The 23,214-nt window shown below is 41.7% G+C and carries 11 protein-coding genes; 1 reads left to right on the top strand and 10 read right to left on the bottom strand.

Annotated features, from left to right (window positions below; genetic code table 11):
* Window positions 1-54: 54 nt before the first annotated feature.
* The 10 genes from DWZ47_RS19825 to DWZ47_RS19775 all read right to left on the bottom strand — a co-directional run bounded on the left by DWZ47_RS19825 (window position 55) and on the right by DWZ47_RS19775 (window position 18,754).
* Window positions 55-2,379 (bottom strand): glycoside hydrolase family 20 protein, encoded by a 2,325-nt coding sequence (locus tag DWZ47_RS19825; protein WP_042994254.1) that lies wholly within the window; start codon window positions 2,377-2,379, stop codon window positions 55-57.
* An 18-nt stretch (window positions 2,380-2,397) separates the two neighbouring features.
* Window positions 2,398-3,981, bottom strand: coding sequence for a sulfatase (locus DWZ47_RS19820; protein WP_117514363.1), 1,584 nt, complete (start codon window positions 3,979-3,981; stop codon window positions 2,398-2,400).
* 202 nt (window positions 3,982-4,183) lie between these two features.
* Window positions 4,184-6,028, bottom strand: a complete 1,845-nt coding sequence (locus DWZ47_RS19815; protein ID WP_004304362.1) for a DUF5006 domain-containing protein — start codon at window positions 6,026-6,028, stop codon at window positions 4,184-4,186.
* A 45-nt stretch (window positions 6,029-6,073) separates the two neighbouring features.
* A complete protein-coding gene (locus DWZ47_RS19810) occupies window positions 6,074-7,918 on the bottom strand; it encodes a RagB/SusD family nutrient uptake outer membrane protein (RefSeq protein ID WP_004311431.1) in 1,845 nt (614 codons plus the stop codon).
* 18 nt (window positions 7,919-7,936) lie between these two features.
* Window positions 7,937-11,257: a SusC/RagA family TonB-linked outer membrane protein gene (locus DWZ47_RS19805; RefSeq protein ID WP_061447844.1), complete on the bottom strand. Its 3,321-nt coding sequence runs from the start codon at window positions 11,255-11,257 to the stop codon at window positions 7,937-7,939.
* Window positions 11,258-11,288: 31 nt separating this feature from the next.
* Window positions 11,289-12,929 (bottom strand): glycosyl hydrolase family 18 protein, encoded by a 1,641-nt coding sequence (locus DWZ47_RS19800; RefSeq protein WP_004304365.1) that lies wholly within the window; start codon window positions 12,927-12,929, stop codon window positions 11,289-11,291.
* A gap of 285 nt (window positions 12,930-13,214) precedes the next feature.
* The gene (locus tag DWZ47_RS19795; RefSeq protein WP_008648815.1) at window positions 13,215-13,637 is read right to left on the bottom strand and encodes a hypothetical protein; all 423 of its coding nucleotides are present in this window, start codon (window positions 13,635-13,637) and stop codon (window positions 13,215-13,217) included.
* Between the two features lie 809 nt (window positions 13,638-14,446).
* Window positions 14,447-16,429 carry a response regulator gene (locus DWZ47_RS19785; RefSeq protein WP_117514361.1) on the bottom strand — a complete coding sequence of 661 codons (1,983 nt, stop codon included), beginning with the start codon at window positions 16,427-16,429 and terminating at the stop codon, window positions 14,447-14,449.
* Between the two features lie 108 nt (window positions 16,430-16,537).
* Window positions 16,538-17,287 carry an NDP-sugar synthase gene (locus DWZ47_RS19780; protein ID WP_165860942.1) on the bottom strand — a complete coding sequence of 250 codons (750 nt, stop codon included), beginning with the start codon at window positions 17,285-17,287 and terminating at the stop codon, window positions 16,538-16,540.
* Between the two features lie 36 nt (window positions 17,288-17,323).
* Window positions 17,324-18,754, bottom strand: a complete 1,431-nt coding sequence (locus DWZ47_RS19775; RefSeq protein WP_004300822.1) for a phosphotransferase — start codon at window positions 18,752-18,754, stop codon at window positions 17,324-17,326.
* A gap of 508 nt (window positions 18,755-19,262) precedes the next feature.
* On the opposite strand from DWZ47_RS19775, the gene DWZ47_RS19770 reads away from it, so the two are divergent.
* Window positions 19,263-23,210, top strand: a complete 3,948-nt coding sequence (locus DWZ47_RS19770) for a two-component regulator propeller domain-containing protein (protein WP_004300823.1) — start codon at window positions 19,263-19,265, stop codon at window positions 23,208-23,210.
* Window positions 23,211-23,214: the final 4 nt, after the last annotated feature.

Genomic DNA, 23,214 nt, shown 5'->3' with positions numbered 1-23,214 from the left:
AATATAAGATTATTCTGCAAGAGCACTTAATTGCTGTTTTTAACTATTTGATTACTATTCTATAATCACTTCATCAAAATAGACTCTCGCTTCCTGACCGGGACGGACATGCTCGTCGGGACATATCCCCGCACCTTCCGCCGTCACTCGGACATAACGGGCAGATACTCCGCCCATATCTATCGAATAGTCATTTCTAAAAGTTCCTTCCAGATAGATTTCTTCCGGAGAGAAGTTCAATTCTCCCATAGTATGGTAGGTTCGATTGTCATCGGAAACTTCTACGCGAATCATCTTCGGTTTATGTGCTCCCATTCCATAATTCGTAATGCAACCGATGGCAAATTTATTCAAAATCTCCCGCCCCTGCAAATCTATCGTGAAAGATATAGAATCATTTTGATTCCAGTTACACCATTCAAAATCAGTATATTTCAGGCTTCCCCGCAATCCGTTGACTAATAACATTTCGTTCTTCTTATTGCCAAGCAAAGGTTTTGCCGTAGCTTTGTTCCATGTGAGTTGCAACTCTAAAGTTTCTCCCATTTGCTTGCCGTTCATAAAGGTAGCGGCTTTCACCATTTGTGTCTTCGTCACACGGATAGGTCCGTCGTAACGATGAGAAGACATTGCCGGATTACTTCCGTTCAGTGTATAATGAATCTCTACATCCGGGCGGATACATTCCAAATTCACTTCCAAATGTCCGTCCACTGATGTCACCGTCTGTTGTATGTTATACATTGAACGGGCATAGACAATTCCTTTTTCCGCAATATGCGCGTTGTATGCGTCCATCCGCTTCAAGAATCCAGACCAGTCCTTCGTTCCTGCGGGCGTCCATGCCACTTCTGCTAAAGCGGCCAGGCGGGGAAACAAAAGATAATCCACATCTTCGGGTTTATTACAGAACTCTGTCCACATACAAGCCTGTACTCCCATTAACAAAGACTCATATTCCGGTTTCCAATCCTTCTGTACAGGTTCGTAATCGAAAACATCTTTCAGGGTATTGTTGCCAAAATAGGTTACCGGTTCAAACCATTGCGGTCCCTGATAACGAATCAAGTATAAGACACGCGCCGGAGTCATGATAAAACGATGTCCCTTTTCGGCAGCTTTCAGAGCAGCCGTACCCATTCCCTGCCAGCCTAGGATAATAGATTCTTCAGGAAGAAAAGAGCTGTTTGTCAACTCATCCCAGCCAATCACTTCACGACCTTTCTTACGCAGATAATCACTGATACGTTTCATGAAGTAACCCTGCAAATCTTCTTCATTGGCCAAACGCTGTTTTTTCATCCGTTTTTGGCAAAGCGGGCATTTCTCCCAGTTTGTCTTTCGCGCCTCATCTCCACCAACATGAATATAGCGAGAAGGGAAAAGCTCTAGAATTTCGTCAAAAACATCTTGCAAGAATGTAAATACGCTATCATTTCCCGCACAGTAGATAATCTCGGAATTTCGTCCTCCCAGTCCGGGAAGTACACCGACAAAGTCTTTCACAACCGGACAGGCAAGCTGGGGATAAGCAGCCAGAGCAGAGTTACTGTGTGCCGGTACATCTATTTCGGGAATGACTTCTATCTGTCTGTCGGCTGCATAAGCTACAATTTCCCGGATGTCCTCCTGCGTGTAGAAACCGCCTATCGGAGTAGGTTCTCCCCGTTCCGGGTTGCGACGTGAGTGGAAAGGCACATCTGTACGGTCTACTCTCCACGCTCCTATTTCCGTCAAACGGGGGTATTTCTTTATTTCAATCCGCCAGCCGTTATCGTCTGTCAGATGAAAATGAAGTTTGTTTATTTTCAGCATCGCCATACAGTCAATGATTCGCAGTACATTCTTTTTAGGGATAAAACAACGTACCGGATCCAACAGTAATCCGCGGAAACCGAAACGGGGTTCATCCTGAACCGTCATTGCCGGAACTCTCCAATCGACATTCCGGACCGGTTGTTCCGATTCTATGGCAGCCGGCAGAAGTTGGCGGATAGATTGCAGGGCATAGAAAAAGCCTTTTGTATCCGAAGCTTTAATGAGTATCTGTTCCGGCGTAATCTCCAGTAAGTAGGCTTCACTTTTTAAAGAAGAATCCGTCACAAAACGGACTTGTCCCTCTTCACGCCCGACATTCAAAGCAGGAGTTATTCCGGCAGCACGAGTAAACAAGTCAATAAAATTGCGAGCAATCACGGCTTGTTCCTGACTTTCTACCGCAAACACCGTTTGGGCTGAAAAGGTGAAGTTGCCACGGCCCGGCACAATCTGTGTCGGGCGTGGTACTATTGAAATTAAAGGGGATGTTAAGTTATCAGCCTGCAAAAACGCTGTCAGTGGCGAAAGCAGTATGAGAATGATTAAGATGTATTTTTTCATGGCGTATGTACATTGGTATTATTCCTTGTCTCTCTCCGGTGAGAAGCGGACAGGATCATTGTATTGCTCCTGAAGTTTCAGCATTTCTTCTTTTAGTTCTTTCACTACCGGTTCATATTCAGGTTGTCCGTAGAGGTTGTGCATTTCCGACGGGTCTGCCTGCAGGTCGTAGAGTTCCCACCAGTTAATGTCATTATAGAAATGAACCAGTTTATAGCGTTCCGTACGTACACCATAATGACGTTTCACCATGTGTTCAGCGGGATATTCGTAGAAATGATAGTAGAGAGCCTTCCGCCAATCTTTCGGATGTTCGCCTTTCAGCAAGGGGACGAGGGATACACCTTGTATGTCTGAAGGAATCTCTGCTCCTGCCAATTCGAGGAAGGTAGGTGCATAATCGATGTTCTGAACCATTTCGGTGATGTCGCCCCTACGGTCGAATCCTTTCGGCAGACGCATGATGAGTGGTGTACGCATGGATTCTTCGTACATGAAACGTTTGTCGAACCAACCGTGTTCGCCCATGTAGAATCCTTGGTCGGAAGTATAGACAACAAGTGTGTTATCCAGTAATCCTTTCTCTTTCAGGTAGTCGAGTACACGACCAACATTGTCGTCCAGCGACTTCACCGTCTTCATATAATCGCGCATATAACGCTGAAATTTCCAGTTGGCTAGTTCCTTGCCTTGCAGGTTCTGTTTATAGAAGTCGTCTATTATTGGGATGTAGAATTTGTCCCATGCAGCACGTTGTGCTTCATCCATACGACCGATATATTTCTCATATAAGGATTTCAGACGGGTATTTTTGTCGGGACGAAGCATTTTGAGATCATAAATCATGTCCATGTCTTTCATAATACTCATCTCTTGTGCGGCAGCGGCAGGGCGTCCTTCGTAATTGTCAAAGAAATTGTCCGGTAGCGGGAAGGTTTTATCTTCGTACAAAGCCAGGTTGCAAGTATCTGCCAACCAATTACGGTGAATAGCCTTATGGTGAATCAAAAGACAGAAAGGTTTCTCCGGATTGCGTTTGTTTTCTATCCAGTCAATGGCATCGTCAGTGATAAGGTTCGTGATATATCCATGTTTTTGGATAGTGTCATTGTTCTGTGTGATGAAATCCGGATTGTAGTAGTCGCCTTGTCCGGGGACAATCTGCCAGTAATCAAAACCGGAAGGCAAACTTTCAAGATGCCATTTACCTACCAGTGCTGTCTGATAACCGATTTTCTGCAACAGCTTCGGAAAAGTTTGTTGAGAACTGTCGAAAACGCAAGTGGTATTATCATAGAATTTATTAGCACAACTATGTTTACCTGTTATCATGCAGGCACGACTAGGACCGCTTAATGAATTGGCTACAAAACTTTGAGTAAAGCGTACACCATCAGCAGCAATACGGTCGAGATTGGGTGTTTCCATGTAGCGTGTGTCATAACAGCTCATCATTTGAGCTGTGTGATCGTCTGTCATAATGTAGACGATATTCAAAGGTTTCTGTTCCACAGGCTTTTGCTTGTTTGAACAGGAAGCAAAGGAAGCTACAGCTGCTACTCCTGCTAAAGGAAAGAATAAGTTTGGTTGCAGTTTTTCCATAAATACTAATTTGTATAAGATTGTGTCAGCAAAGATAGAGGACAGCCATCTATTTAACTTCCACAAATTACCATTTAATTTCCAATAATCTCCATTTCTGCATAATTGACTAATAAATAGCCGGAAGCATATCGCCTTCTAACGATAGCTTCCGGCATAAAATTCATTTCACACTATTGAAAGCTAATTGAAAGAGATAGCATTAATAAAATAATTGATTAGCCCAGACTTTTTCAGCATCAGTCTGTACATAATTCTTATTTGTATAGATACGAATCCAATCAATTTCCATTCGAGGCGTATTATCATCCGTTTCACAATTGGCAATACTTTTCAGTACATTATCCCAACCTTCAGGCGCTTTACCAGCAGCCCGTTCCGAGCTTTCAGCCAATCTCATAAAGAAGTAGAGACCGGCACTGCCACCAGCAGCAGTAGCAGGATCAGGATTAGCAGTAGCAGGAGTTCCAGCCTTGTCGAATGGCCACCTGTCAGGAGATTGTGTACGATTCACAGTCAGATTGGTTGCTCCATTAATTCCTAAATTGATTATATTTTCATCCACAAGTTCCACCCAATATATATTCCATTCATTCGCTTGAGGTATTGCTACACTCTTTGAACCTATCTCATTATCAACAGTTACAGCCTGAGTAATTACAGAACCTTGAGTGTTCTTGAGAATATCGATCTCATCTTTCGTGTTCGGAAGGGAATTTTTCTGATTTTTAAGTCCGATTGTCGGAACAAAACCAGTCCGTATTCCTCTCAAACGCGCCTTCACTTCAATTCTCATACCAGGAAAGAACCGAGTATGTTGTGGGGCAAAAATACCACCAAATTTAGAACATTGCAATGCGGCGACACCGTAATCCTTGGTAGCAGTCATGGCACCAGTCCCCTGAACATTTTTATCCACCCACATATTTAAAATACCTTCATTGGTTATATTTGTACATTTTGCATTATTCACAGCTTGTATTTTCTGTGACGGTGCATCATTAATATCAGAAAAGGCCCAAGAAATACGATGTCCGAAAGCATTAGGGGTATTATTTCCGCCACTAAAACTATTATTAATATAATGGAACTCTATCGCATTGCATAATACCCAATCTTTATCTTTCAAAGCTGAAGTGGGATGAGCGCTATTCTTATTCATAGCTATTTTATCTCCCGTAAACCAACTTTCAATTGCAGTTTTATTTTTATCAGACATAAACGGCCTATCCGGGAATTCATACACCTTCGTTATATCAAACAGATTAGGATCTCCCATAGATTCCAAATCAGTCATAGTTATAGTCAGAGTAGAATTTATCATCGGATTCGCTGGAGAATCACTCTCCAGATTCAATACCAGTTGCAAATCCCCTGTCATTTCAAAATCCTGTTTAATAGTTACAGCATCACTTTTTGCCGAAGTTCTTCCTGCAGGAATTGTTAATGTAGAAGGTAAATTTTCATACCTATCTCCTTCCCCTTCTTTCGGAGTAATTTTCATATTAAGAGGTACGGAACTTGGTTTTTCAATCTTTGCAACTAATACAAACTTACCACCTTCCATTACTACATTCTCCGCATTGTTCTCCAATGATGCCATTATCCGATAATAATCGGAAACCTTAATTACCTGACTGGAGCCTTCCATCTTATAACCACGGGCAAAAGCCGTAAAGTTTATAGCAGTACTACCCGTCAGTCCGGATGCCTTTATCGGAAAATCCACCTGAATCTGTTTCTCCCCCTTCGGAAAAGTAACGATTCCATTGAACTGTTCGAATACATTCGAAGCATCCTCCGTTCCGGCTTTCGCCGTAAAGTAAATATCAAAATCTTCATTTGCTACAACCTCCTTGCCATCAGCATCCGGTTCCACATTAATATTCACTTTCAAGTGTTCTCCCATCGCAAATGCGTTGTCATTGATGCTCATCGTTAATGGCACGATTTCCGGCAGAGGGCGGTATTTCGTTTCTTCCTCACACCCAGTCAACCCCATGGTCAACAAGCATATCGGAAATATTTTATATAATATGTTCTTCATATCTTTATCTATCTAATTATCATAAATGAATTTTATTCAGTTCCCTTACTTAGTCGGCCATCCCGGATTCTGATTCAGCTCATGGTCCATCTGGATTTCATCCGGTGGTATGGGTAACAAGTAATCACGATCTTCATTAAACTTGTAGCCTTCAGGCAAGTACTCTTTCAACGGATCCATCCATCCTTCATTATCTGTCAGTACATGATTCAGTCCTTCTTTCCGCAATGCAGGCGAAAAGCTCAGATAAAGCACACCGTCTTTGCCCAGATAAGCTCCACGTCCGCGTCCTTCCACACCTTTCAACGTTCCGGCTACCCTCCAACGCATCAAGTCATCCAAACGAAAACCTTGCAGAGATAGCTCTGAGCGTCTTTCCCGACGTACCTCCTGCACTGCCGGCGGCAGGCCTTGGAAAGGGAAGTGAGGATCAGCCGCCGGAGTAACATAGGCCACACCGGCTCTTTGACGCAATGGCTTCAATGTTTTCTCTGCCACGCCATCGTTATACAGCCCCAATTCGGCGGCAGCTTCAGCATAACAAAGCAATCCTTCGGCATAGCGGAACATGACATGAGCCGTTTCACAATTGCCGGTTACATAGGTCGTATCAATGCCAAGGCGAGTATGGAACCCGGTCACGTTCTTGTAAATACCATCCCCATTCAAGCGCGGAGATGAAATATCTTTATTCTTTTCCTTTTGTTCTTCTTCGGTACCTGTCTCGTCATACGCTCTCACATTCATCAAGCTATTAGATTTGAACTTACAACCGGTATGCATCACCATGGCCAAAAGTCTTCCGTCACGATCTTTAAATACCTCATTAAAGTCCTTATACTTTTCATCGGTTGGGTCAACCGGCGTACCATCCACATTCAGAAAGTTATCCACCAAAGACTTGGATAGTCCCGAAGGCTTCACATTATCTGTTACTCCACCGCTAAGCTGTTGAGTAACGGTATTGAACACGCCATCAGCTATTGAATATTTTTTCCAAAAAGTCACTTCGCTAATGTTGGAAAGATCGTTTGAATTGAATAGCTCCGAAAAAGCGTCATCTATATTGGTAGCTTTCGGATTGGTTGCTGTCATATGCAAAGTCAGTCCGACCGGGAACAAATATTGATCTCCCCAGTTCATCACTTCCTTAAAAAACTCTTCAGAGTTATCTTCCGTTGCAAAATCAGTTCCTTTGTGATACTTCTCCCACGAACCTTCGTACAAAGCAACTCGCATAGCCAGAATCATGGCCGTTTCTCTGTTGACACGCAATCCACTGTATTTACTGCGGGAATGTAAATTAGCACGAGCCTCCGGTATCAACCCAATAGCCGCTTTCAAATCGTTCAGGATGAAACGGGCTGCATCCGCACGTTTTGTCGCCGGAATTTGCAAACCGCCCAACGTAGCATTGCCATCCCAGAAGTCATCCATAATGGGAATATTACCAAAACGTGTGAGCAGATAGAAGTGCCAATAAGCACGGAAGAAATACGCTTCCCCTCTCAATGAAAGCACTTCGTCCGTCTCGTCCACCTCGGAAACTGCGTAATAATGGAAAAAGTAATTCACCATACGCAAGTTTTTATAGCCTTTATTCCAATCGTCAGAACCACTGAATTGATTATTCTCTCCATTCAGGCGCATATCATACTTTTCCGAAAGGATATTGTCACTGTTCACCTCTTCTCCTCTGACACCAATACCATATTGAGCCGGAGCCGGTAGAGAAGTATACAAATTATTTATATAGCTCTCTACATTCTCTCTGGTTTTCAAGAAATCTTCATTGTTAGGCTGCGTATAGGGTTTACGGTCCAAATAGTCGGAACACGCCGACAACAGTAAGCCTGCAAAAACAGTCAGGATAATTATTTTATTTTTCATGATAGCGTTCCTCTTTAATTAAAATGTAAAATCAAGTCCAAACACGAAATTACGGTTCATCGGATACACCTTTCCGTTACCATTCTGATTTTGAGCCGAGGTAAGTCCCGGAGCAGCCGCGTTACTTCCGCCTGCCCACGCGTTCACCTGATTAAGGGTTTCCGGATCAAACTGATTCGGCAGTTTACTGATGGTAAACAGGTTATCGCATGTAAAGTATACTTTCAGGTTACTTAGTCCAATATTCTTCAACAATTGAGGCTTAAAAGTATAGGATACTGTCAAGTTCTTCATACGCATATATGCCGCATTCAGCATATAGCGGGTAGTATTGTATCCCGTATTGGCATTCGTTGTCTGGGCATCGGTCGTCAGTCGAGGCAGATATCCATTGGGATTCTCGGGACTGAAATAATCGAGATGCTCCTTGAACCATTCTTTACCACCGAATAGGTAAGTACTGGCGGCCATCGGGAAATCTCTCTTGGCAACTCCTTGCAGCAAAGTGGATATTTCAAATCCCTTATATCCTACGTTTAGATTGATACCGAAACTGTATTTGGGAGTAGCATTACCGATAATTTTCAAATCACCATGGTCGGCCAATGTGCCCTTACCCGGACCCACTTTACCGTCACCGTCGGAATCAATGTATTTCAAGTCGCCTCGTTGCCACTTGTCACCGGACTTAAAGAAACTAAGATCTACTTGTCTGAGGTATGCATCCACTTCACGATTGGACAAAAAGAGATCATTCGCTTCATATCCCCAAATCTCACCAACGTCCATTCCTTCATAATATCCTTTATTAGTTGCCAAACCGGTATGATTGTTGTATATCAACCCCTCCGGATTATTATATTTGGTGACAACAGCTTTGTAATTGAATACATTGAATCCTATGCCATAGCTAAAACCACATTTCAACTGGTCCTGCCAGTTTACAGACAATTCCCAACCACGATTACGTAAAGTAGCGTTATTGACCTTCGCACGGTCATCCGTACTAATACCTCCGAGATTCGGAATAGCTTCAGCAGGTCCAATCATGTCGCGCGTGGTACGCTGATAAATATCGGCAGTAATAGACAGTCGGTTATCCAACAACATCAAGTCGATACCTAAGTTGGCATTATCCACCTTCTCCCACGTAATATACGAACTGATCATCTTAGGCGTAGTGGCTAAAGTTCCTTTTTGAGGAGTAGCTTGCACACCGGGCAACAGCCAAGCATTGGGTGAATCGGAGGTCAAACTCTGAATCCCAAGGTAATCGTAGAGTCCCGCTCCGTTCTGATTACCCAAGCGACCGTAAGAAACACGTACTTTCAACTGAGAAACCGGCAGATTCAAAGCTTTGAAATAGTCGGTACGAGAAATGTCATAACCGGCTGAGAAAGAAGGGAACAATCCCCAGCGATTTCCCGGAGCAAAACGGGAAGAACCGTCATAACGTCCACTGAATTCCAGAAAATAAATCTCCTTGTAATTCCAATTCAGTTTAGCGTACATACCCATTGTAGCCCAATGCGTCCGGTCTTCACCTGCCAATACTTGCCCGTTAGCATTCACAAAAGAGAATATATCACTAGTCAGCAATCCGTCTTTATAAGTATAACCATTCGAATTTTCTTGCAGTTCCATCTGGAAACCCGCCATCGCCTTAAAGAAGTGGTCGCCCCAAGCATGTGTGTAGGATGACGATACGTTTGGAGACAGGTAGTAGTTGAAAGTATTACCGCGTGTATAAGAGCCCCAATTAGAGTTTTTCCAGTTCATGCCCGGATATTGATACCCCTGCTTGGTTCCCTTACTTATATCCAACGTTCCGTCAGGCTTTTCAGCAGTGGGATATCCGCGTTTGAAGTCATTGTTTTCCACATCGAAGCGTACTTTCATTTCACCTACAATATCCCAACCTTCCAGCGGAGTAATCGTAGTGGCAAACGACATCGCATCAGAAATTCTGTTCTGCACATAATGCGATTGTTTCAGATAACGGTATTCGGAATTGTCATTATATTCCGACTTTACAGGAAGATGGGTAGGAGAATTCGGAAAGCTGCTTCCGATAGTTCCATAAAAAATGGTCTGGTTAGCCATCGGACGCTTCAGTATATTCAGCGAAAGGTTATTATTGAAATTAAACTTCAACCATTTATTGGCTCGGATCTGAAACTTCGAGTTTACATTGTACTTACTCAAGTTATCGTCCACTTGATCCAGTAATCCTTCCTGGTAAATATATCCCAAACCTACGTAATAATTAAATTTATCAGAACCTCCCGTTACGCTCAGATTATGAGAATGACGGATGGAAGCTTTTTTAAAGTAGTAATCATACCAGTCGGTATTGGCATACACAGCATCTTTAGAACCTGCCCAACCGGTACCGTCCGCATTAGGTCCTATGCCCGGGAACTTTTCCGAATAAGGATTCTCCATAAAGCCCTGCATCTTTTCGATGAGCGCATCAGGAATCGAGTGTTTTACTCCATCGTTATCATCTCGTTCGTTCAGATAATTGGCAAATTCAATAGAATTCATCATTTGGGGCATATTAATAGGAGAACTGAATCCTACAGTACCACTGTATGATATACGTGTTTTTTCCTTTTTACCACTTTTGGTAGTGACGATAACCACACCATAGGCGGCACGTGCACCATAAACGGCAGCAGCAGAAGCATCTTTCAAAACACTGATGGTTTCAATGTCGGCAGGATTCACATTCTGCAAACTTTGCTCCACTCCGTCTACCAATACATAAGGTTCGCCTCCATTGATAGAACCGATACCACGAATATTGAATTTAATTTCGGCACCGGTCTCACCGCCTACCCCATTAGCAACCGCATCAGAAGAGAAGTTTAAACCGGCTACATTACCCTGAAGGGCACTCGTGAGGTCAGTAACCGGACGGTTGACAATAGCATCGGAACCTACAGTAGCCACCGCCGCCGTAATGGTGCTTCGTTTCTGTTTATCCATACCTACTACTACCACTTCATCCAAGACTTTTGTATCCTCTTTTAACGTAAATCGGTTGCCTTCTGCTTTTGTCACCTTTATTTCAAGGGGAGTAAAACCGACATAAGAAATAACCAATGTGTTACCTACTTTCCCTTTCACGGAAAAGTTACCGTCAATGTCAGTCAGCGTCCCATCTTTAGAACCTTTCACCATCACTGTGGCGCCGATAATGGTTTCACCTTTATCATCTACCACTTGTCCTTTTATCATTTGTTGCTGTGCCAACGCACTCAAAGGAAAGGATAGCAGGAGTATCAGAAACAGAATCAAAAATTTCTGTACTCGCATGAACTTCTTTTTTTCCATAATATTGTATTTGATCAATTTAGATTCTCTTTTATTCCGTCGGATTCGCATAATATTCAAACTCTTCTTTTATGGCCTTCAACAAAGACTTATTATTGGTTACGTCAATATCCGTTGCCAAATCCCAACTCATAATACCTGCAAAGCCTTCTTCACACACATATCTCGCTTTCTTGCGAATCGTTTCTACACTGTTGAAAGTATATGTATTTCCTTTATATGTATATGTATCCTCAATCGTAGTAGCCAGACCGTCATTCACGAAATCATAATAGGCAGCAATCAGACTACCCGTAGAACCATAGAAAGGGACTCCCATCACTAGTTTATTCTTAGGAATTCCATATGTTATAGCCATTTCTCCATCTTTTACAAATTGCTCATAAGGAAAACGCATCACTGCAGGGCCATAACATTGATAAGAGATAAAATCCAGTGCATCAATAGCTTCCGGAGATATTTTAAAAGAAACCGGATGCAAAGACGCAGTGAAGTAAACATACTTTCCTAATGTAGAACGCATTTGGATAACTGTTGCACTATAATTATTAAATTCATTCGTATTTGTAGGCCATTCAAAATCAAAATCAACTCCATCAAAATCATATTGTTCGATAATCTTCTTCACCTCGGAAGCAAATCTTGTGCGAGCAGTGGCATCAGCCATCATCTTTTTCCATTCTCCACCGGCAATGCCCAAGCGCAATCTTCTATCTCCCTGTTGTCCCTGTAAAGCGGTACGTATATTATTCAAACGCCCCAGCCAGGAATGTGAATCCTTGCCAGGTTTCGTGGCATCATCGTATTTCCAGTAAGCAAGTATTTTGGAATTATTCCAATTGTCAAAGGTGATAGGATTTCTACCTGATGTACCTACTACCAGACTGCTTACAAAAGTTTCATCTAAATAACCTTTAAATTTATCTCCAATCAAAAAATCAGTACGTGTATTAGGTACTTCATTAGGGAGAGCACCTACAAAACTTATTGCAGTATTGTTTGTATCCACATAAAGTTTCGCCGTTCCCTGTTCATAAGTCAGCCCAATATAGTGCCAGCCTGTTGCCAGATCAGGAGTGGTAACGGTTGCAACCGAACTTCCAATAGACAGTTTCAAACTATTAGCTGTCGCACCCATTTGAAAAGCAATGATCGTGGAGTTTCCATCCATTTTCTTAAAGAGAAAAGCTCCGTCCACCCATTCACTTATATATATATAGGTACCAAAGGTGAATTTATTAAAGGCCCCATCAGCAGAGTGAAGTAATCCATCACCGCCATTCATAAAACTTGTTCCTTCAAATTTAACCACTCCATTACGACCTTGAAAAGTGCCTGTATGAGATACGTTTGTCATCGTCGCATCATTCAACGGCAATTCAAAAGCTACCTCACCATTTGCATAAGGACGCGCTGCCAAATAAATCAAATCCGTACAAGCACCCATACTGGCTGCCGAAATACGGTTTATTTCAAAAAAATCCCCCCGAATGTAAGAGCAATTAATGAATGATTTTACAGTAGGATCATCCGGTTCTTCCGGTTCACCAGGTTTTCCTGTGATTGCACCTTCAGGAGGAGTACCAGTTGGAACGTCTACCCATTTTGTGTCTTTACAAGCTGTCAACGTTCCAAAAAGGAAGAGACAAAGAAATAGGAATTTGTTTCTCATAAATTTAATAATTAAGATTAGCTTTATTTAATAATTGTGCTGTCCCTTTTGACAATCACGATCACAAATGTAGGCTATATTAAAGGCAAAGAATGTTCTATTTTAGCTACGATTCTTCCAAATTTGTCTAAAATCGTCCATTTCATCGATATATCTAAACATCATAGACATTGTTGGACATCTTACGAATCAAAAAAAGAAAGCGGAAGTATTCATTCCTGAATATTCCCGCCTCTTTTATATTTTATCCTAATATAACTACAACAATTTTCCTACGAAGATATATTATAGGTTTTCTATATCAGAAGATTGAAGACCCGTGTATTTGATAATTGTATCAATGGATATTCCGTCCTCCCTCATCTTTCGAGCAATTTCAATTTGCTTCTTTTGCTCTCCTTTCTCCATCCCTTTCTCCATTCCTTCCTTTATTCCTTCTCTTATCCCTTCCTTTAGCCCTTCTTTCATCCCTTCTTCAGCCGCTTTTCTCCGCATCTCTTCGTTTTTGCGCCGTTCATCCTCCTCTACGATTTGATTGACTCTATATCGATCTAATGCCTTATCATAAGCGATACGATTTTCTTCCGAAAGATCGGCAACTGCTGCCAATCTCGCCAGATGTTCAAACACTTGTTCTTTAATTGATTGATCACAACCATGAAAGCCAACAACAAGATTAGAACGACGTGAGTATAATGTTTCTTTCATCTATAAATTTTGGTAAGTTCACCTGATTTAGAGACTATTCCAGCTTTTTTTAGAAAAGATTGGGCATTCCTTTTATTAGCTGTAATTTTCTTCACTACCTCAACTCTAAGTTCTTCCCGAGTTTTTATTTTCTTTGTAGCAGTCATTATATACCTCCTTTCTTGTACAAAGATAACTATTTAAATCCATAAACATAAAAAACAATCCCAAACTTTACGGATTTATAGCCTTTTATAGTAAGCCGTCTCCCTTTCAATTCCTCCAAACAAACAAGAGAAATGTTCTATTTTTCAGATTAAGAAAGAAAACAAAACTATTGAAGATGGTAATCCGGAATTAAAAGCATCCATATTATCACATATATATGCATATTACTACCACAATACAGCATATATTTTCAGATGATATGCGTTTTCTTTAAAGAAATAAATGATTTTCCTCGGTGAGCAATAAGCCATTCCTCGGTGAGGAACACATCCTTCCTCACCGAGAAAGCCTTCCATACTCACCGACCAAGTTATAAAAGCCCTCGGAAAAGCCTGTTTATAGGCTAGTTCATCATCATATACGCACCAAAAAAGAATGATAAAACAAACTACATACGGGCAAACAGTAAGCATATAGATAGCAATACAGAGGAATTATTTATTTTTAGACAGGAATTATCCAGGATAACAAACAATCCTACATTCTTTCATCCAAAATGCAGAGCGTTTTTTCCTTCACCACAAACAAGTGACTGATATATTAAAAACAGAAAGAATAGAATATACCCTTTTTCAGATCAGCACATTTCTAATCCCATCCTTTCAACAACCATACTCTTTCAGAGTCTGCATCAACTTCGCGCCATTGATCGGCTTCACCAGATAATCATCACAACCGGCTTTCAACGCAGCTACCCGGTCAGCATCAAAGGCATGAGCAGTCAGGGCGATAATTGGAATTTCAGCATTGAACTTCCGGATCTCCGAGGTTGCAGTACGTCCGTCCATAACAGGCATCTTCATATCCATCAGTACCAAATCCACCGGTTGGGTGCGGACAATCTCAACTGCCTCCAGTCCATTCGGTGCGTGTAACAACTGGCATTTGTTTTTCAAGATAGAAGATACCAAAAAGAAGTTACTTTGTATATCTTCAACGACCAGTACTCTTTTAGGTACTTTTTTTGTTTCTTCGGAGTCAAGAATATTTTCTTTATTCGCATCCTTCTCATTGTTCCGACGTGAAGAAGTCGGTTCGCTGTTAACCGATTCGAACTGGCATGGCAAAACCGCCCAAAATAAAGACCCTTTATCAAATTCTGACTCAAAGCCTATCTCTCCTCTGCAAGCCTCAACAATGGCTTTACAAATGGACAATCCCAATCCGGTTCCCTGCGCAAATTCATCCAATTTTTCAAAACGATGAAACACCTTGTCTTTTTTATCCGCCGGTATGCCGATACCTGTATCGCGAACGTAAAGACGAATATTTTCGTCTATCTTCTCATACCCCATTTCAATAGTTCCTTTGGAGGTATATTTGATAGCATTAGTTACAAAGTTAGTGAGAATCTGCGCTAACCGGTTTTTATCCAAACGAACGGTACAAGTTTCATAAGGATTCACGGGAACTAACCGAACCTGCGGATTTACTACACGACGATGCATCGAAGCAGCTAATTCGTTGAAATAAACAGCCAAATCAAAATCTTCGTATTTCAGTTCTACCGAGCCGGCTTCTATTTTCGAAAGATCCAGTATGTCGTTAATCAGCTTCAAAAGCAACTCATTGTTGGCATTGATAATCTGAATAAATTCTTCTTTTTCTTCTTGATCTTCCGTCACCATCAATAAGTCGGAAAAACCAACGATAGCATTTAACGGTGTACGGATTTCATGGCTCATATTTGCCAGAAAGGCGGATTTCAACTTATCGGATTGTTCAGCGCGGCTCCTTGCCTTTTCAAGTTCACCAATCATGTGCTGCCGCTCGGTAACATCATCTACACGAATCACGACACCGTCAACATCTCCCTGTTCATTAAATATGGGAGTAGCAAAGACTTCTATGACATGCTTGTTATCCAGATTAAACAAGATAGACTCTACCTGACCGGATTTCCGGGCACGTTGCATCACACAATTCTCACAAGGAGTGGTGCGATTATGGGCTGTCAGATAGCAAGGTTCTCCTTTTTTGTAAGCCTCATAAGAAAGGCTTTTACTACAAAGCGAGATATTCTCCCATTGTACGATATAGTCGTTCGCAATATATGCCAATCCCGAATTAATATTGTTCAATACCAATTCATTCTGACGAATCAAATGGATCATTCTTTGTTCGCTCTCAAGAAGTTCTTTTTTCGAACGCACAACCTCTTCGTAAAGATTGTCATATTTGTTTTGCCACAAAACACGTTCGGTGATATCTTGAGTTATCACCATATAATTGGTAATTTCAGACTTATCATTATGTACAAAAGAAACGGTAATCTCGAAGAATTTTATACCGGACAGATTAGTAGGAAAAAGACGGCACAAGTCATCAAAATCATATTTTGCCATGAAACGCACTGTTTCTCCTTTTCTGATCTGTTCCTTGATTTCATCAGAGAAACTGGTGTAGTTGAATAGATTATAGCCCAAAATATCCTTTTTGTCTTTTATCCCCATTGATCTCAACCGTGAATAATTGACATCTATCATGAGACCGTCCTTATCATACAATTCCAAGCCTACAGACAAGTCATTAAAGATATTATGCAATAAGTTATCAGCTATCCCATTTACCAAAGTCTGTTCCATGCAGCAAAATTTGTATAGTATTACAATATTGATTGTTTATCCAAGCAAAGTTACTTTAATATTTTGTTACATAGAAAGAAAGAGGCCTTTTAGCCTCTTTCAGTATCTTTATTTCGCATTTTGGTATAAGAAGCCTTCTGCTTTCGCTAATGTTTCCGGTTTGCCTATATCAATCAGATGCAACTTTTCTGTCAAGTAACCACCATAGTTTACTTGCCGGCAAGTGGCAAGATAGAAATCCATGATAGAGAATTTTCCATCCCATGAGGGAGAGGTCATCCATTGAAAAATGGCGGGCGAAAGTACATGGATGCCACTGAATGCATATTCCCGATAAAGGGAAGAATCATACTGAAAACCTTCCGGTTTCACTTGTTCCGTATCCTTGTTTATCCATCCGCAAAGTCTCTTATCTGTATCAAAAAGAAGATAGCGGGAGGTTTTACGTTGGCTGGCCAGTAAAGTGGCAACAGCACCGCTTCGTAAATGGTAGTCATATAATTCTTTCAGATTCACGTCTGAAAGAATATCGACATTGTGTATCAGGAAAGGCTCATCGGAGTTTTCAAAGAAAGAACGGGCTTTCTTAATTCCCCCACCGGTGTCGAGCAACAGATCGCGTTCATCGGAAAGATGTATGATAAGCCCAAAATTCTCATTGGCTTCTAAGAAATCAAGTATTTGTTCGCCAAAATGATGGATATTAATCACTATTTCTGTGAATCCGGCAGCTTTCAGTTTTAAGATCACATGTTCCAACATCGGATGTCCGGCTATGGGAACCAAAGCCTTCGGCATGGTATCGGTGAGCGGCTTCAGCCGGCTACCCAAACCGGCTGCAAATATCATTGCTTTCATTCTTTCGGTTACTTTCTTCTTTAATATTTACTCTTCTTAGATTGTTGCCTCAAACGTATGTTCGATATTCTGTTCCCGATGCACCAGTTCGACTTTCACACCAAATTTCTGATTCAGGTGCTCTGCCAGATGCTGGGCAGAATAAACAGAACGATGCTGTCCGCCGGTGCAACCGAAGCAGACGGACAAATTGCTGAATCCGCGTTCCATATAACGTTGCACGGAGGCATCCACCAAAGCATAGACATGATCGAGGAAACGGAGTATTTCTCCATCTTCTTCCAAGAAAGTGATTACAGGTTCATCCAGTCCGGTGAAAGGTTTGTAACGCTCATACTTACCGGGATTATTCACGGCGCGACAGTCGAATACATAACCTCCTCCATTGCCGGTAGAGTCATCAGGAATTCCTTTCTTATAGGCAAAACTCATTACTTTGACGGTTAACTGCCGCTTTTTCAGATCGTCCGTAAATTGTTTCAGTCCGGTAAGCTCTCGCAAAACGTTACAGAGATACGGATATTCCGGATATTCTTCTTTCAACAATTCACGCAGGTTTTCGATGGCATAAGGAACACTTTGGATAAAATGCGGTTTCTTTTCAAAGTAACCACGGAAACCATAAGCTCCCAGCACTTGCAGCGTACGGAAAAGGACAAAGTGACGAAGCTGGCTATAAAAATAGGATTCGTCAATCGGTTGGTATTTGCGAAGAGCTTCCATATACTCTTGCAGCAGTTCTTTACGAAGACTATCGGGATATTTCGCTTTCGCTTGCCACAGGAAAGAGGCTATGTCATAATAGAACGGGCCTTTGCGTCCGCCCTGAAAGTCGATAAACCATGGTTCGCCATCTTTTATCATCACATTACGGCTCTGAAAATCACGATACATAAAAGTAGCGGAAGAACTACGAAGCAAGACATCACTCATTTTCTGGAAATCATCTTCCAGTTTATCCTCCTGAAACTCCATACCGGTAGCTTTCAGGAAGCAATATTTAAAGTAATTCAAATCCCACAAAATGGAACGTTGATTGAACTCCGGTTGAGGATAACAACGGGAAAAATCAAATCCATCGGCCCCGGCAAACTGAATGGCAGGAAGCAAACGAATCGTTTTGCGAAGCAACTCTTTTTCCTCTTCTGAAAAGACGCTGGTAGCACGTCCTTTCTCTATGGCATGGAACAACAGAGTATCGCCCAAATCCTCCTGCAAATAATAGGTCTTATCTTCCGAAACGATGCGCACTTCGGGAACAGGCAGTCCACATTTGTGGAAGTGTCCTGCCATATAAAGAAATGCTTCATTCTCATCGATAGAAGCTCCGTAAACTCCAATCAATGTTTCTATACCCGTCAGCCGAAAATAACGGCGGTTGGAACCGGAAGACGGTAATTCTGTTATGTTTTCAGCGGGAACGCCCGTATATGACTGATAAAGTTTCTGTAGTTCTTCGGTAATCATAGTCGTATATTTTCGAGCAAAGATAGAGAATCTAGCTAAATAATACTATCTTCCCGCTGATAAAAACCGGCTACTTTACCTAATCTGCTGTGTACAGGCCTTTACTTCCAATAAGCCGGTTATTTAAAAAAGTTGTTGGAATGGCTCCCTATGAATATAAGATGAAGAATTAGCAATTCTCATTGTATTCAAGGATTTTCAGTGCAGAGATTAAAGATTTTCAGTACAGAAATTTATAATAGTTTATGCAGTCGAGTAGTCATCCCCTTATAAGGTGACAATAATCATTTTGTAAAGTGATAAATAGCACCCTATAAGATGACTATTATCCCATTACAAGGGGACAACTTATCTTTAGAAGGACGGAAAGCTTTAAAGATACAAAATTAAATAGAAAAAAGCAACTATATATAACTCTTTTACCTGAAGGAATACAAAATAAGTTTGCTTTTCAACAAACATTCATCCGAATGTATTATCTTTGTTTTAGTTTAACTGACCTAATCTCATGAGAAGAAAGACCTTTTTACTACTATGCATCGCATTTATCGCACTGTTTATCGGCATCTCCCCTCTTCAAGCCGGTCATTATTACTATAAGCAAATCTCACTAAAAGACGGACTGCCTTCTACCGTACGATGCATCTTAACGGATGAACAAGGTTTTGTATGGATTGGAACCCGCTCCGGACTGGGACGATATGACGGACATGAACTTAAAAAGTATGTCCATCAGTCAAACAACCCTCATTCCATTCCTCACAATTTAATCTACCAGCTGATAGAAGATGTACAAAACAATATATGGATTCTGACAGATAAGGGAGTGGCACGTTATCAGCGGCAAAGCGATGACTTTCTTATACCGACTGATGAAACAGGAAATAATATCATCGCCTATTCCGTCTGCCTGACTGATGATGGAGTGTTATTCGGTTCGAAAAATAAAATCTTTTTCTATAATTATCAGGATGCCACTTTCCGCCTCCTGCAAACGTTTGACCTAGAGCCCAATTATAATGTGACTCTGCTAAGTCTATGGGATAAACGAACATTACTTTGTTGTAGTCGCTGGCAAGGACTACTCCTGCTCGACCTGAATACCGGAAAATGCCGCCGTCCTCCTTTCGATTGCGGAAAGGAAATAATGAACGTACTCATAGACTCACAAAAAAGAATCTGGGTAGCCCCTTACAACGGAGGGCTGAACTGCCTGACACACGACGGTAAACTACTGGCTACATATACTACCCACAACTCTTCTCTAAGTAACAATGTTGTACTAAGTCTCGCCGAACGGGAAGGAGAAATCTGGATTGGAACAGACGGAGGAGGCATTAATATTCTCGACCCGGAAACCGGACATTTTTCTCTGCTGGAACATGTGCCCGGAAGTGACAACTATTCACTTCCCGCCAACTCTATCTTATGCCTATACAACGACTACAACAACAATATATGGGCAGGCAGCATCCGCAACGGACTAATCAGCATCCGGGAAGTTTCCATGAAAACATATACAGACGTACCACCCGGCAACGACCGGGGACTTAGCAACAATACCGTTCTAAGTCTTTTCCAGGAATCTCAAGATCAAATCTGGGTAGGCACGGACGGAGGAGGTATCAACAACTTTAATCCGCTCACAGAGAAATTTACTCATTATCCCTCAACCTGGGAAGACAAAGTTGCCTCTATTTGTCAGTTTACTCCCGGTAAATTATTAATTTCTATTTTCTCACAAGGAGTATTTATTTTCAATCCGGCAACTGGAGAAAAACAACCTTTCACCATTGTCGACGCTGAAACAACAGCACTCTTATGCAATCGAGGCAAGGCTGTAAATCTACTCCGGAACACTCATCACAGCATTCTGTTCCTTGGAGAACATATCTATATATATGATTTGAATACACGTACTTTCAGTACCGCTATAGAACAGGAAGAACAAGATATTATCGGTGCTCTCCTGCCAATCGGCAATTATAGGAACACCACTTATCTAAATGATACGAAGCACATATATGAACTGGACAACCATACAAACCGGCTGAAAGCCCTATACAGATGCTGGAAAGACACGACCATCAACTCCGTTTCAAGAGACGAAGAGGGAAACTTCTGGATTGGGAACAATTACGGATTGGTACACTACAATCCCGCCACCAAAATACAGACTCCGATCCCGACCTCTCTATTTAGTGAAATCACTTTGATCGTATGCGACCAGCAAGGAAAAGTATGGATAGGAGCTGACAGCATGCTTTTCGCTTGGCTTATCAAAGAAAAAAAGTTCGTTCTATTCGGCGAATCAGACGGCGTAATCCAGAACGAATATCTTTCCAAACCCCGCCTGTTAAGTATGCAGGGAGACGTCTATATGGGTGGAGTAAAAGGTTTACTGCACATTAACTGCAAAATACCATTAACAACTTCTGAACTTCCCCAACTCCAATTATCCGATGTCATCATCAATGGAGAATCCGTGAATAACGAATTAACCAATCGACCAACAGGGATCTCCGCTCCCTGGAACAGTAATATCACTATCCGGATCATGTCGAAAGAGAAGGACATTTTCCGACAGAAAGTGTACAGATACCAGATAGAAGGGCTGAATGACCAGCAAATCGAATCGTACAATCCCGAACTGGCTATACGTTCACTTCCTCCGGGAAGTTATAAGATTATGGCTTCATGTACAGCTAAAGATGGCAGTTGGATTCCCAGTCAGGAAGTACTGGAACTAACCATTCTCCCTCCCTGGTATCGGACATGGTGGTTTATTCTTAGCTGTACCGTTCTTACTGCTGCCGCTATTATTGAAACTTTCCGAAGAACTCTAAAGCGTAAGGAAGAAAAACTGAAATGGGCAATGAAGGAACATGAACAACAGGTATATGAAGAAAAAGTACGTTTCCTTATTAATATCAGTCATGAGCTGCGCACACCTTTAACGCTCATACACGCACCGCTTAGCCGGATACTGAAATCGCTTTCTGCCGAAGATACACAATATTTACCTATAAAAGCAATCTATCGCCAGTCACAGCGAATGAAAAACCTTATTAATATGGTACTCGATGTACGCAAAATGGAGGTTGGGGAAAGTAAATTGCAGATACAGCCGTATGCTCTCAATCAATGGATTGAACATGTATCCCAAGATTTCGTCAGCGAAGGTGAAGCTAAAAACGTCCGTATCCGCTATCAGCTTGACCCACAGGTCAATACTGTAAGTTTCGATAAAGATAAGTGTGAGATTATTCTAAGCAATCTGCTTATCAATGCCTTGAAACACAGTCCACAAGATGCAGAAATAACAATTACATCGGAGTTGCTTTCCGAGAAAAATAGCGTACGTATCTCCATCATTGACCGGGGAAACGGATTGAAACAAGTAAATACACAAAAACTCTTCACCCGTTTCTATCAAGGTACAGGAGAGCAAAGCGGCACAGGTATCGGATTATCTTATTCCAGGATTCTGGTAGAACTACACGGAGGCTCCATCGGTGCACGGGATAATCAGGAAGCTGGTGCAACATTCTTCTTTGAACTACCCTTGAGACAACAATCGGAAGAGATCGTCTGTCAGCCGAAGGCATATCTGAACGAATTGATGAACGATGATAGCAAAGAACAGTTACCGGAGGAAAATACGTTCGATACGAGTCCTTACAGTATTCTAGTGGTGGATGACAATCCGGATTTGACGGATTTTCTGAAAAAGTCACTGGGAGAATATTTCAAACGGGTAGTGATTGCTTCCGATGGTGTGGAAGCCCTTCAACTGACCAGAAATCATGCTCCGGATATTATCGTCAGTGACGTGATGATGCCGAGAATGAATGGATATGAACTTTGCAAAAATATAAAGGAAGATATTACGATCAGTCACATTCCTATCATTCTGCTGACAGCAAGAGATGATAAACAAAGTCAGTTGAGTGGCTACAAGAACGGGGCGGACGCTTATCTGACTAAGCCCTTTGAGATAGAAATGCTAATGGAAATCATTCGCAACCGATTGAAAAACCGCGAATCTATCAAGAAAAGATATTTGAATACAGGATTAGTCCCTGCGCCGGAAGAGAGCACTTTCAGCCAGGCAGATGAAACATTTCTGCTGAAACTGAATAAAATTATTCAGGAACATCTGGATAGCAGCAATCTGGACGTCACTTTTATCTGCAAGGAGATAGGTATGAGCCGGGCTTCCCTTTACAATAAGCTAAAAGCTCTGACCGATATGGGAGCCAATGATTACATTAATAAATTCCGGATGGAGAAAGCGATCACATTAATCACCAGTACGGACATGTCGTTCACGGAAATTGCCGAGAAGGTCGGCTTCACTACTTCACGCTATTTCAGTACGGCTTTCAAACAATATACAGGAGAAACGCCAACTCAATATAAGGAGAAGAGAAAACAGGAACGGAAAAAAGAGTAATGAG

The organism is Bacteroides sp. AF32-8BH, from assembly GCF_003435205.1.
Classification (GTDB): Bacteria; Bacteroidota; Bacteroidia; order Bacteroidales; family Bacteroidaceae; genus Bacteroides; species Bacteroides ovatus.
The sequence above is the reverse complement of the archived record's forward strand: the minus strand, read 5'-3'. Positions and strand labels throughout refer to the sequence as shown.